This is a genomic window from Paenibacillus sp. MZ04-78.2 (assembly GCF_024213375.1).
Taxonomy (GTDB): Bacteria; Bacillota; Bacilli; order Paenibacillales; family NBRC-103111; genus Paenibacillus_G.
The window spans coordinates 32,269-45,218 of record NZ_JANAVJ010000029.1; the positions used below are offsets into that span (position 1 = coordinate 32,269).

Below are 12,950 nucleotides of genomic sequence, written 5' to 3' on the forward strand. Positions count from 1 at the left end.
GCGTATAGGAGAGGGATTGGATAAAATAAGAGCAATGGTGTAAATGATAATATTTCTCAATAAGTTAAAAAGGATGTGCATACGGGTGAGCCGTTTGTCCCTGCCTTTCCGGTCCCACCTGTTCACCTTGTCGAATATCATGGACATTCATTGTACTGACGCAGGCAAGCCGTACAGACTGCACACTGAAACCTATGTGCTTATCGCCGGAAAGCAGGGCTTCGGCAGCGCCGTTATCGACGGAAGGCGTCATCGGGTCATTAAGGGCAGCTGCTTCCTGCTTCATCCGAATACGCTGCTTGAAGCGTCAGCAGACAATGCTTCGGGGCTTTGCCTGTATCTGCTGGCCTTTCATGCGATGCCGGCGGAAGCCGGTGCCGAGCGTAGCGAATCGCCGGGTGCTGCCGGACTAAGCTTTACGCCGCACGGCGAGCTGAATGCGAAGCCGTTCGGCAGAATTGCCGGCATGCTGGATGAGCTTTACCGCCACCGGTCGCCGCAAGACGAGCTTGCACAATTCAAGCAGCATCTTCGACTGCAAGAGCTTCTTTATGAGCTGTATCGCAGCAATTATTCGCCAAGCGATAAGATGCAATCCAGGGAAGCAGTCAGGCGCTCGATCGACGGTTTGCATCGGCTGGACGCTGCCGCCGTGAACGTAGAAGCGCTGGCCCGGCAAGCCAATATCGGAACGCGCCAGTATACGCATCTATTTAGGCAGCTGACCGGCCTGAGCCCCTTGGATTACATGACGGAGCTGCGGCTTAACGAGGCCAAGAAGAAGCTGCTTACTTCCAGTGAAAGCCTGCAGCAAATTGCACAGAGCGCAGGCTTTAAGGATGTTTATTATTTTAGCCGGCGGTTTAAGCAAATGGTTGGGCAATCGCCGAGGCAATATGTCCGCCATACGCGTCGGTCGCTGCGAGTCGTTGCGCTCTATTACGCCAATGTATTATTGGCCATCGGCGTGAAGCCGATCGGGGCGAATTTAACATGGTGGGGTGGCAGCGTCTTTTTGCAGGAGATGGAGAAGGACATCGTGGATATCGGATGCGTGCCGTCGCTGGAAACCGTATCACAGCTCGAGCCGGACCTAATCCTAATTAATGACCACAACCTTGCAGACTATGCGTCTTTGTCCAAAATAGCGCCTACCGTCATGCTTCCTTACGACGGGCGGCGCAGCATTTACGAAGATACCAGGCTTATCGGGGAATTGATCAATAAGCCGCATGCCGCCGGTGAGCTGCAATCGCGGTTTGAGCGACGGGCGGCGGCGGTGAGGGAAAAGCTGGCCGGGATCGTGAGCGGTCAAGCGACGGCGGCTATCGTGAGATTCGAGCGGGAAGGCCGGCGGTTTTCGGTGTTCGGCGACAATTACGGCCGCGGCGGTTGGCCAATTTACCGTGGTCTGAAGCTCAGTATTCCCGACCCCGTACAACGCGAAGCGATTGACAGCGGTCTGCAAATTGTTCAGAATCTGCCGCTTGACAAGCTGCCGCTATATGCGGGAAATGCCGATTACCTTTTCGTTGCGGATGAAGGAGAGGGGATCAAATACGTGGAGAACAGCCCGGTTTGGCACAGTCTTCCGGCAGTTTGGCAAGGCCAGGTTCATGTCTTGGATAAAGCAAGCTTTTCTTATTTCGATCCGATTTCCATCGAAGGCCAGTTGGAATTGCTTGCGCAGCTGCTCCTGAAGCGAAAACCAGCCTCATGAGGGAGGCTGGAGCGATTGGATTTCATATAGCGAGAACCCGATCGCGACGGGAGAAGAATAAGAGCCGAGAGGCCGCGTCGGACGCGGGTTTAGGGGCTGTGACAGGTTGCCGGTTTCGAGACGGCATGGGTGATTTCCTGTTTCGTCGGACAGACTCCTAGCATACCCCAAGCGCCAAAGCCGTCACGAGCGATCATGAGGCAATGTTACCCCCGACGTACCCCAAGCGTACCCCGGCAATCCCCAACAGCAACAAAAGCGATGCCTTGCAGGGGGAGTGGCTGAATAATAATCCAAGAGCAAGCAAGAGAAGCCAAGCGAGCACCCATGCTGTGGCTGAATCTAGCTTGCTCTTGCTGTTCCTCCGTTTGGTTCCGGCGGTGTTGGACTCCGGGAGGACTCTTGCTCCGTACGGATCCCAGTCGTGACGGTTTGCGCGGCGGAACGACTCTGGCTCCGTTGCGACCACTCCCAAAGTGTTCCCAAAGGCGATCAAACTCCTGCTCGGCACGGACGGCGAAGCCAAACCCGCTTGTGGATGACCGGAAGCAAAGCCTCCAAGCGTTCAACAACCACCTGACCCGACTACCCTGCTATGGCTGGCTCCGTGCCGCTTGCAACTGCTTTCGTCGGGTTCTTGTTTGCAAACTGTTGACAGAAAAGCCCAAAGAGGGCTGCGACAGGTCACTTGCTCATAACCTGTCACAGCCCTCCAACCCGCGTCCGACGCGGCCTTTCGGCTCTTACTCTTCCCCCGTCGCAATCGGATTCCCCTCGTACGAAATCCAATCGCTCCAGCTTCCGGGGTACAGCTTCACATTGTTCAGCCCCGCTTCGCTTAGCGCGATCACATTCGGGCAAGCCGTAACGCCGGAGCCGCAGTAGACGATGATCTCCTCCGCCTGACGGAGCCCGTCGAAACGCTCGGCCAGCGCGGCTTCACTCTTCCAAGCGCCGGTCTCGTCCAAGGCGTCCTTCCAAAAATACGACTTCGCGCCGGGAATATGTCCAGTTACCCGGTCAATCGGCTCCTCGATGCCAAGGTAACGCTTCGCTTCGCGGGAATCGATCAAAGCCACGCCGGGCTTGCCCAGCCGTTCCTTGACCTGCTCGACGCTGACAGCCAAGTCTTCACGCACGCGGGGCGTAAATGCGGCCTCGCGCAAGATCGGCGGCTCGTCGGTGACGGGGTAGCCCGCTTCCTTCCACTTGCTGTAGCCCCCGTCCAAAAGATACACCTTGTCGTGACCAAGGTAGGTGAGCAACCACCACAGGCGCGAAGCCATCGCTCCTCCCTGATCGTCGTAAGCGACGACGGTGGAGCCGGCATGGATGCCCGCTTGGCCCAGCTTCGCCGCAAGCTCCTGCACGTCAGGGAGCGGGTGTCGGCCGCCGTGCTCCTTGATCGGGCCCGATAAGTCTCGCTCCAGGTCAAAATATACTGCGCCGGGAATGTGATCGATGTCGTAGCTTTGCTTCCCCGATTCCGACTTCCCTAGCGTGAACCGGCAGTCCGCGATGACGATGTGATCGTCCGTACCATGTTCGAAGAGCCACGGTTGGCTTACAATATGTTTCAAACCAATCACTTCCTTAGATGGGATGAAATACGGTATAGTTATCAGTATACAACGGAAAAATGCCCGGCGGAAGCGCAATCGTCGGCGCAACAAGCAGGAGGGACAATGCAAAACGAACCGAAAAGCTTTCATCTCGTTCCGATGCAGGAAGATCACGGACCCGATGTCTGTACATGGAGTTATCCGACTCCCTACGATTTGTACCATTGGAACTCGTGGGAGCAAATGATTGCGCGCGGCGAGGAATTCGCCGATCCGCGCATCCGTAAAGCGCAGTACCGGGCCGTGCTTGACGAAGCCGGGGAGCTGTGCGGCTTTGCGCAGTTTTTTCCGATGGTCGGCGTCACGCGCCTCGGGCTTGGACTGCGGCCGGACTTGTGCGGCCAAGGCAGCGGTGAGGCGTTTGTTCGCGCCATCGTCCGCGAGGCCAAACGCAGCGCGCCCGACAACGAAATCGATCTGGAAGTGCTGACGTGGAATCGACGGGCCATCCGAACTTACGAGCGGGCCGGTTTTGTCATCATGGATACGTATGAACGCCCGACGCCGGAAGGAACCGGGGAGTTTCACTGCATGGTATGGACGGATACAATGAACAAAGGAGGACAAGACAATGGGGAATAACGAACGACCGAAGGCCGAACGGCTTGCCGAGTTTCGCGGTTCTACGAGTCGGCAATCGGCAAAATCGCGGAAGGGAAGCCGCTGACGCTGAAGCATCTGGATTTCGAAGCGTTTAACGCCCGGGCGGCGCAATACGGACGGAATCAATCCGGAGGCAAGCTCGTAGTGGAGCTCATATTATGGCGCAGCCGCCTTGTGGATACGCTGGAAGGGTTGTCCGAGACGGAATTCCGCCGTTCGTTTCCGGACTTGGACGGCAAACCGTTCGTCATCTCGGAATACATTCCAGATTTCGTCTGGCATGACCGGCATCATATCGCGCAAATTCGCGAATTTTTGAATCAATCGGGCTAAGATCGGAGTTCATCGGCGGAACGTCACCATCCGATAATCGATGGCGATCATCGGGTGATGGTTCATGGCTTCCGCGATGTACGCAATCCGGTTCACAAACGCGATACTGTCTGCGAAGGCGGGGAAGCGGTATTTTCTCACCAGCCACTTCCCCTCTTCCACCGTCCAGCCCGCAAGGCCGGATAGCTTCGCCTTCACTTCTTCCGCCGTCAGCTTGCTCCCCATGCCCTGCCGCCTCCCTTATACCAAGCGTATGACCCTTGTTAGCGCTTCCCCTTGATCGATGCGAATGACATGCCGCTTCGGGTCGTGCGTGACGGTACAGTCGCCGACGCTCATCTGAGCTTCCGTTCCGAGCCCGTAAAATAAATCGTCGGCCAGCGTCTTGATGCACTCCATCCGCTCGCCTTCGTTCAATTCGTCCCAGTCCTCGGCCGACATGTCCAGAAACTCGTGGCACCGTTCGATTTCTTGCAGCGCATTCGTGAAATCGTCGATAATGTCGCGGTATTCCCTGCCGAATTTAATGCCCATCGTTCTCCGCCTTTCCCGTTGCCACCGTCGTTTCCGCGTATCGGATTCGCCGTGTCCGCAGGTCCATGCTCTCCGAAGAGACGGCGGCTCGCGGCCGGGCGGACGGCAACTGCAATCCTGTTTGGCAATCCTTTTGACTCATTGTACTCGGAAACCGGACCGCCCGCAACCGCAGACATAAAGCCGTGTACAAGGAAAAAAGTCGAATTTCGGTCTTGAGCCGACACGCATTTCGATGCAAAATCTGGTACACTATAAGGATAGACTAAAAGGGCGGTGGGCGAAACATGCTGAAGCTGCAGATTCCGAAAAATCGAATAAACGAACTGATCGGGCATCTGCGCGACAATTTCGACCCGTCCAGGCTTGAGCGCGGATGGGCTTATTACCACAAGGAACAAGTGGCGGAGCTTGAGCTGAAGCATGGCGTGGAAGTGCATGCTTTGGTGCGCGGTACGAAGCGCTACGAAGTGATCCTCGATCTGGACCAGTTCCGCAAAAGCGAATGCAGCTGCCCGGACGGGGACAACTGCAAGCATATGGCCGCAGTCGCTTTTGCTCTGTACGCGCCGTTCGGCCGTCCGGAGCTGCTGCTGCAGCATCTCAAGCAGTCTATCGCCGTGCGTTCACGGCAGCAAGCCAAGCAGACGGCAGTCTCCAAGGCTGCGGAGAAGCGGCAGGACCGGTTCGAGCCTCCGGCTCCGGATCATACGCCGGCCCAGTGGCACAAGTTTTTCGACCAGCAGTTTTACGGCTTTTCCCTTAACCAGCAGCAGTCGATCGAGCTGTTCTACAGCGCAGTCAAGGAAAAGCTGCCGTCCTACGGCAAAAGCTGGGAGCAGCCGCTGCGGGATCTGTACGCGCTTCATGTGCTGTTCTTCGTGATGCGGAAAATCGAACAATTTTATCAGGAGACGAAAACGTCTTACCTTTCTTATTATATTGAAACGGGCTGCCGGACGGTCAGCCGCCAATGTCTGGAGGAGCTTTTGCGGCTTGTGCCCCGGCTCGATGTCGCCCTGCTGGCGGACAAAGCTTCGGCTTCCTGGAAGGAGACGCTCGGCCTGCTGGCGGAAGCGGCGCTGTCGGGAAAGGAATCGCCTTTGTCGTGGTCTACCGTATACCGCAGCATCTGGTGGCGGATGACAAGCTATCCCGTGTGGATGGCGGAGGAGCGCGCCCGGCTGCGGCTCATGCTGGAAGCGTCCGATCTGATGCCGAGGCGACGGGATGCGCTGCTGCTGGCGGAGGCGCATTTTGCCGTGATCGAAGGCGACGACGACGCGGCGCGGCAGAAGCTCGAAGCGCTGACCAAGCGGGAAGCGCGAGACTACTTCCTGTATCTGCACCGCTGCTACGAGGAAGAAGCGTGGGACCGAATGCTGGCCTGGCTGCGCTGGCTGCTGCCGGTCGTGCAGCGGGCCCAGCAGGAGGAGCTGCGGCAGTTTTGCCAATATTGGATGGAGGCGGTGCAGCGGCAGACCGACGACGGCGAGTGGGTGTCGGTCATGGTCGCGCTGCTGCCGCGGACGTACGGTTTCTATACGGCTTACTTGATGCAGGCGGAGCGCTATAAGGCTTGGATCGACTTGCAGCTCTCGAATCGCGTCTCGCCGCTGGATTTGTATTCGCTGGATTTGCAAACGGTCGAAACGCACGACCCGTCGCTGATGCTGCCTCTGTTTCACCAGGCGGTAGAGCGTGGCATCGCGGAGAAAAACCGGATAGCCTACAAAAAAGCCGTTCACTTGCTGAAAAAGCTGCACGCCCTGTACACAAAACTGAACCGGTCGAACGACTGGGAAGATTTCATTTACCGGCTGGCGATGAAATATTCGCGCCTGCGCGCGTTGCAGGAAGAGCTAAGGAAAGGAAAATGGATTCCATGACCGATACGGGCCTCACCCACGTCCATGTGCGCTGGGCGCCGCAGGGCGGCTTCTTCCTATGGGGCGCCCGCTATAACGGCGGCGTCTGCGACGCTTATGATTTGCGGGACTGGCTGTTCGCTTGGCACGAGCCTTCCTTCTACGGAACGTTCATCGAAGTCGTCGAGTCGCAGAACGTCGAAGGATTGCTGCTGCCTGTGCTGGAAGCGCTTGACTATTTTGCGGCGCCGGGTATCGTCCGGCACCAGCGGCTCGCCTTCGGCCGCGAGCTGAAAGAGCTGACGCAGCTTGCGCCCTATGTTAAGGAAGCGCTGACGCACGGCCGCTTCATGCCGGATTTCGCCAAGTGGAAGGCCGGAGAGCTCGGCTGGAAGCTCCAGCTGCCCGAAGCAGCAGCGGCTTGGTCCGCCTCGCCGGTTGCGCAGCATTGGCTGGACCAGCTCATTCCGGCGTGGATTCAGGAAGACGGCGTTATGCGCCAGAGTCTGGAGCAGCTGGAACGCTCGTTTCCGCTGCTTGGACGCGGGGGCGGGCAAGCAGCCGAGCTGTGGATGGACGAAGAGGACTGGCTCATCTCCATCGGCTGGCAGTCCGACGGCACGCCGTTCCGCACGTGCCTGAAGCTCGAAGAGCCGGCGGAGCCCGGCGGCGCGTGGCCGCTGCACGTCGTGCTGCAGGACCGCAGCGACAAGGACGTGCAGCACGAGGTGGCCCCGTCCGCCGTCGCCGATTGGGCCGCGGCGGAGCCGGAATCCGGCGGGACGACCGCGGACGAGGCCGCGAGCGATGCGGCAGGCGGCATAACGGCGCAAGCGAAAGCGCCCGCGGACAACGCCGCGGCAGAGACGCTCCCCGCCGAGTGGCGACCGCATCTCGGCCGCGCAGCGCGCGATGCGGCGAAATGGCGGCGCATGCTGCCGTGGCTGGCCGAGGGCGAAGCCGGGCTGCGCAGCGCGCTGACGCCGGACGAGGCGTGGGACCTGCTGGCCAAAGGCAGCCTGCGCCTGATGGAAGCGGGCTATTCGGTCATCCTGCCCGCATGGTGGGAACGCATCCGCAAATGGCGTCCGCGCCTCAAAGCGAAGATCAAATCGTCAGTCGGCTCCGGCCCGCAGTCGATGTTCGGCCTGAACCAGCTCATGCAGTTCGATTGGAAAATCGCGCTGGGCGACGTCGAGCTGACCGAAGCCGAGTTCCGCGAGCTGCTGGAGCAAAACCGGCGGCTCGTGCAAATCCACGGGCAGTGGGTACAGCTTGACCCCGTACATCTCGCCCAGCTCCAGCGCGTCATACATCAGGTGGAGAAAAAGCAGGGGTTGTCGTTCCGGGACGTGCTAGAGCTTCATCTGCTCGGCTCCAGCGAAGGCGAAGAGGACAAAGACTTCCACCGTACGATCAACATGGAAGTCGAGCTTGACGAGCAGCTTCTGGAGCTTGTCGATCTGCTCAACCACGCGAAGCGCCCTCCGCTGCTAGAGCCGCCCGACAGCTTCCGCGGCAAGCTGCGGCCGTATCAGGTGGAAGGCATCTCGTGGCTCGTGTTCTTGCGCGAATGCGGCCTTGGCGGCTGTCTGGCCGACGACATGGGGCTCGGCAAGACGATCCAGATGATCACGTATTTGCTGCACCTCCGGGAGCAACAGCTGGCCGCCGATACTCAAGCGGCCGATACGGCGCAGACCGGCGGAGCCGCCCCTTCCCTGCTGATCTGCCCGACGTCCGTGCTGGGCAACTGGCAGAAGGAGCTGCAGCGCTTCGCGCCGGACCTGCGCGTGCATCTGCATTATGGGCCGGCCCGGGCCAAAGGAAACCGCTTCGTCGAGAGCTGCGGCGACAGCGACCTCGTGCTGACGACGTACACGCTGTCGCATCTGGACGAGACGGAGCTGGGCTCCGTTTCATGGGAATCGATCTGCCTCGACGAAGCGCAGAACATTAAGAATGCCTATACGAAACAGGCGCAGTCGATCCGCAAGCTCAACGGGCAGCACCGGATCGCCCTGACCGGGACCCCGATTGAGAACCGGCTGACTGAGCTATGGTCGATCTTTGATTTTCTCAACCCGGGCTATCTCGGCACGCTGCGCGATTTCACCCAGCGGTACGTCGGCGCCATCGAGCGTACGCAGGACAAGGAGCTGATCGCCAAGGTACAACGGCTGATTCGGCCCTTCCTGCTGCGGCGCGTCAAAAAGGACCCGTCCATTCAGCTCGATCTGCCGGAAAAGTACGAGTACAAAACGTACGTCTCGCTAACGGCCGAGCAGGCGACGCTGTACGAGAACTATATTCAAGACATGTTCGAGCGGATCGACAAGCTATCGGCTATGGAGCGCCGCGGGATGATTCTCGCCGCGCTGACGAAGCTGAAGCAAATCTGCAACCATCCGGCGCTGCTCGCCAAGGATGCCGTCCCGGCTCCGTGGCGCGAACGGTCGAACAAGGTCGAACGGCTGCTGGAAATGGTGCAGGAACTGCGGCAGGAAGGCGACAAGTGCCTCATTTTCACCCAATTCGTGGAGACCGGGCACTTGCTGCGGCGGGCGCTGGAAGAAGAGTTCGGAGGCAAAGTGCCCTTTCTTCACGGAGGCAGCTCCAAGGCGGAGCGGGACCGCATGATCGAAACGTTCCAAGGCGAAGCGCCGCCGGAGGAGGACGATTCCGGCATCTTCCTGCTGTCGCTCAAAGCTGGCGGCACCGGACTTAACCTGACCGCGGCGAATCATGTGTTCCATTTCGACCGCTGGTGGAATCCCGCCGTGGAAAACCAGGCGACGGACCGCGCCTTCCGGATCGGCCAGACGCGCCATGTGCAGGTACACAAATTCGTCACGCTGGGGACGCTGGAGGAACGCATTGACGAGATGATCGACAAGAAGCTCGGGCTTAGCCAGCAAATCGTCGGCACCGGCGAACAGTGGATCACCGAGCTGTCGACGGACGACTTGAGAGAGTTGTTCTCCCTGCGCAGCGAATGGGTGGAGCGCGCCTGAGCCGCTCCGCCGTTCGCCGCCCAGGCAGGCGTCTCCTCTACCGGACCATCTAATGCGGCGCACCTCATCGGAATCAAGCAAGGACGCCAGCTCCAGCATGCGGCTTGAAGACGCGCCTCCTTCCCCTTTTCTCTCACTTCCTGACATCCTTCGACTCACGCTGACATAAGCTTCCCTTTTCGGCGAAACAACAATAAATTTTTGCGTTCCGGCTCGAAAAAGCACCGTTCGTTATAAAGGATTTACCCTGCTTTTGTCGAACTAGGAACGTACAAAAAATGTCTACATACCGAGAAGGTGGCTCCGCCATGAACATGACACGCTCAAAAATTTCACTCGGTTACGTTATCATCGTCGTTTTCCTGCTCGTGATGATCAGCGTCTCCAGCTTTGTCGCATCCTCCAGTACGGAAAAGGAATTGAACAGAATCGTTAACGAAGTGATTCCGCTAAACATTTTGGCCGAAAGCTTACTGGCCGACCTGGTCAATATGGAATCCGGGCTGCGGGGCTACGAAGTGACGCAAGACGAGAAATACTTGGAGCCCTACGATTTCGGCAAAGCCCAGATGCAGGACGACCTGCTTGCTATGGCAGCGCTCCAAAAAACATACCCCGGCCTGCGCAGTGTCATGGAAGGCGATGCCCTTCCGCAAATTCAGCGGCTGCAGGAGCATTATTCCAGCCAAATCGAGTTGATTCGCGCCGGGAAACTGCCCGATGCGATCAAGCGGGTGTCTATGGGCAAAAACCAGATGGACCGCTTTCGCCAAATTCATACGAAGCTGACCGCCGAGATCGATCTCATTGCAACGGAAGCGTATACATCGGCTCGAACCGCAGATAAACGGGGGCGTGTCATCGTTTTGATTGGAGGCGGGATCGCCATTATCGTCGGCCTGTTCTCACTCTTTCTCTTCAACCGGGCCAATCGGGCGGAAGCGGCGCTGCGCAAAAGCGAGGAAACGTACCGGTTCATGGCGGAAAGCTTAGAGGTGCAGAACGAAGAGATCGTTGCCCAGCAGGAGGAGCAGGAAGCGACGCTGGAGAAGCTATCGCAGCGCGAGCTGGAACTGGAGGCCATCAGCAGCTATCAGGAAAAGCTGGCCGGGTCGACGGACATAGCCGACTTTTTGAACGCTTCCCTCCCGGCGCTGCTGGAAACGCTGCAGCTCGACGCGGCTCTGCTTGTCTTGAAAACGGCGGGTGGCGACGGGACGGAAGCGGCTTATCAGGTCGCCTATTCCATCGGCTATCCGTCGACGCTGCCCGCCATGCTGGAAAGCGAGCTGTTCGGCATGGCGCGGCGCGTCCTGAAGGAGAAAATGCCGCTGGAGAGCGTGCGTCAAGCCACCGCGCAGGAAGGCGGCTTCCATCAAAGCATCACCCACGCGATAGACCGGTATTATCCGCTGTTCAACGATGAGCATGAATCGACCGGCTTCCTGCTGCTGACCGGATATCTAGCATCGCCGGACGAGCAAAAAACGCGGCTGGCCAAAGGGCTCATCCGCCAATTCGGACTTGCCTTCCTGTCACAGCAAATGAACGAGGAGCGCCACCGTCAATCCGCCCGTCTGGAGGCGCTCTACGAGCAGCTTCAACAAGAGAAAGCAGCCATGAAGGAGCAGCGCGACCTGATCAACAACATCCTCGAATCGACCCACGAGGGCATGATGATGTGCGACGCTTCAGGGAAGCTGATGTTTTTCAACCATCGCATGCACGATTTCCTCCGGCTGAGCGGACGCACCGGCGAGTCGATCGACGAGATCAGTCAGGAGTTGCTCGATAGCTCGCCAAGCTTCGCCCGCGTTTCCCAATCGATCCGCAGTCTGCTGCGCGGCAACTCGAACAAGCTGACGGAGCGCTTCTCCTTCACCGACGGGGAGGACCAGCAAAGATATGTGGAGCTGTACGCTATCCGAATGATGGTCGAACGCCACGGCGAGGAGCTCGGCTTCCTGTTCGTGTTCCGTGACCGGACCGAGGAAGAAAAAGCCGACGAAATGAAAAACGAATTCATCAGCATCGTCTCGCACGAGCTGCGGACGCCGCTTGCGAGCGTCCTCGGTTTCATCGAGATTTTGCTTCATCGCCAGCTTACGCCGGAGAAGCAGCAGCGTTACCTGCAAACCGTCTATAAAGAGGCGACCCGGCTTTCGGCGCTGATCAACGACTTTTTGGATCTGCAGCGGATGGAATCCGGCAAGCAAATTTATCATTTTGCCCCGGTGGAGCTGGGAGGGTTGCTGCAAGAGGTGGTCGAGCAATGGCAGGGCAAGCAAAGCCACGACATCTCGCTGCAGCTGCCGCAGCATGAAGTATGGGTGCGCGGCGATGCGGACCGGTTGAAGCAGGTGGCGCACAATCTGCTCAGCAACGCGATCAAGTATTCGCCTCAGGCGGACCGCGTCGATCTGACGCTCCGGCAGGATGGCCAAGCCGTACAATTTCTGATCCAGGATTACGGACTCGGCATCCCGGAGGAAGCCAAGGATAAGCTGTTCTCCAAATTTTACCGCGTCGACAATTCCGACCGCAGGCAGATTGGCGGAACGGGCCTCGGACTATCCATCGTGCGGGAAATCGTCGAAGGACACGAAGGGACAGTCGCATTCGAATCGGAGATGGGCGCAGGTACGACCTTCACGGTGACGCTTCAAGCTTACCGGGTCGGAACGGCGGACAACAGCATTATGATTTTGGAGGATGACGATAATTTGGCGAAGCTGATTCAAATAGCGCTCGCCAAGCTGCATATCCCGACGATGCACGTTCGTTCGGCCGAGGAAGGTGTTCTCGCCCTGCACCGGATCGAAGAGGGCGGTCCGAGACTGTGTATCGTGGACATTCATTTGGAGGGAACGAAGAACGGCTGGAATTTCATCGGCGAGCTGTATCGCCATCCGAAGTTTTACCGGACCCCGGTGATCGTATCCACGGCTCTGGAGCCACCGCAGGATTATCATGAGAGGGATATCGAGAAGTTTTTGCGCAAGCCGTTCTCGATGGATAAGCTGCTCCAGGTGGCCGAACAGTTGCTTAGCAACACCGATCGGCATCCGGCGTACATTTTCCCGGCGCAGGATGAAAACTTCCTGACCAACACGCTCGCCAAAAACGGCATCGAGGTCGAAGAGATCACCCGGAAGCCCGATCTGATCGAGATCGAGCCGAAAACGCGCCAGCCTTCCGGCGACGAAGACTCCCGGGCCGGACAGGCCTGATGCCATTCAGAAGCGCAAGACCCCCA

Annotated in this window: 9 protein-coding genes; 6 read left to right on the plus strand and 3 right to left on the minus strand. The window is 58.4% G+C overall.

Features of this window, described 5'->3' with window-relative positions:
* Positions 1 to 85: 85 nt before the first annotated feature.
* On the plus strand, positions 86 to 1,720 hold the full coding sequence (locus NLX71_RS18460) for a helix-turn-helix domain-containing protein (RefSeq protein ID WP_254365269.1): 1,635 nt from the start codon (positions 86 to 88) through the stop codon (positions 1,718 to 1,720).
* Between the two features lie 743 nt (positions 1,721 to 2,463).
* Here NLX71_RS18460 and NLX71_RS18465 read toward each other — a convergent pair.
* Positions 2,464 to 3,300: a sulfurtransferase gene (locus tag NLX71_RS18465; protein WP_254365270.1), complete on the minus strand. Its 837-nt coding sequence runs from the start codon at positions 3,298 to 3,300 to the stop codon at positions 2,464 to 2,466.
* Between the two features lie 105 nt (positions 3,301 to 3,405).
* On the opposite strand from NLX71_RS18465, the gene NLX71_RS18470 reads away from it, so the two are divergent.
* Positions 3,406 to 3,924 (plus strand): GNAT family N-acetyltransferase, encoded by a 519-nt coding sequence (locus tag NLX71_RS18470; protein ID WP_254365271.1) that lies wholly within the window; start codon positions 3,406 to 3,408, stop codon positions 3,922 to 3,924.
* Between the two features lie 165 nt (positions 3,925 to 4,089).
* Entirely contained in the window at positions 4,090 to 4,278 is a 189-nt protein-coding gene (locus NLX71_RS18475) for a DinB family protein (RefSeq protein WP_254365272.1), read from the plus strand.
* 9 nt (positions 4,279 to 4,287) lie between these two features.
* Here the strand turns inward: NLX71_RS18475 and NLX71_RS18480 are convergent, their stop codons facing one another.
* A complete protein-coding gene (locus NLX71_RS18480; protein ID WP_254365273.1) occupies positions 4,288 to 4,503 on the minus strand; it encodes a 4a-hydroxytetrahydrobiopterin dehydratase in 216 nt (71 codons plus the stop codon).
* 15 nt (positions 4,504 to 4,518) lie between these two features.
* Positions 4,519 to 4,812: a hypothetical protein gene (locus tag NLX71_RS18485; protein ID WP_254365274.1), complete on the minus strand. Its 294-nt coding sequence runs from the start codon at positions 4,810 to 4,812 to the stop codon at positions 4,519 to 4,521.
* Positions 4,813 to 5,099: 287 nt separating this feature from the next.
* Between NLX71_RS18485 and NLX71_RS18490 the strand changes: the two genes are divergently transcribed.
* The 3 genes from NLX71_RS18490 to NLX71_RS18500 all read left to right on the plus strand — a co-directional run bounded on the left by NLX71_RS18490 (position 5,100) and on the right by NLX71_RS18500 (position 12,924).
* On the plus strand, positions 5,100 to 6,701 hold the full coding sequence (locus NLX71_RS18490; protein ID WP_254365275.1) for an SWIM zinc finger family protein: 1,602 nt from the start codon (positions 5,100 to 5,102) through the stop codon (positions 6,699 to 6,701).
* On the plus strand, positions 6,689 to 9,694 hold the full coding sequence (locus NLX71_RS18495; protein ID WP_309248967.1) for a DEAD/DEAH box helicase: 3,006 nt from the start codon (positions 6,689 to 6,691) through the stop codon (positions 9,692 to 9,694). Before NLX71_RS18490 ends, NLX71_RS18495 begins: the two co-directional genes overlap by 13 nt.
* 308 nt (positions 9,695 to 10,002) lie before the next feature.
* A complete protein-coding gene (locus tag NLX71_RS18500; RefSeq protein WP_254365277.1) occupies positions 10,003 to 12,924 on the plus strand; it encodes an ATP-binding protein in 2,922 nt (973 codons plus the stop codon).
* The last annotated feature ends 26 nt before the right edge of the window (positions 12,925 to 12,950 follow it).

Bases quoted from the DNA above. Each gene is read 5' to 3' on its own strand.
- NLX71_RS18470 (WP_254365271.1), top strand. From the start codon at position 3,406: ATGCAAAACGAACCGAAAAGCTTTCATCTCGTTCCGATGCAGGAAGAT.
- NLX71_RS18480 (WP_254365273.1), bottom strand. From the start codon at position 4,503: ATGGGGAGCAAGCTGACGGCGGAAGAAGTGAAGGCGAAGCTATCCGGC.
- NLX71_RS18485 (WP_254365274.1), bottom strand. From the start codon at position 4,812: ATGGGCATTAAATTCGGCAGGGAATACCGCGACATTATCGACGATTTC.
- NLX71_RS18490 (WP_254365275.1), top strand. From the start codon at position 5,100: ATGCTGAAGCTGCAGATTCCGAAAAATCGAATAAACGAACTGATCGGG.
- NLX71_RS18495 (WP_309248967.1), top strand. From the start codon at position 6,689: ATGGATTCCATGACCGATACGGGCCTCACCCACGTCCATGTGCGCTGG.
- NLX71_RS18500 (WP_254365277.1), top strand. From the start codon at position 10,003: ATGAACATGACACGCTCAAAAATTTCACTCGGTTACGTTATCATCGTC.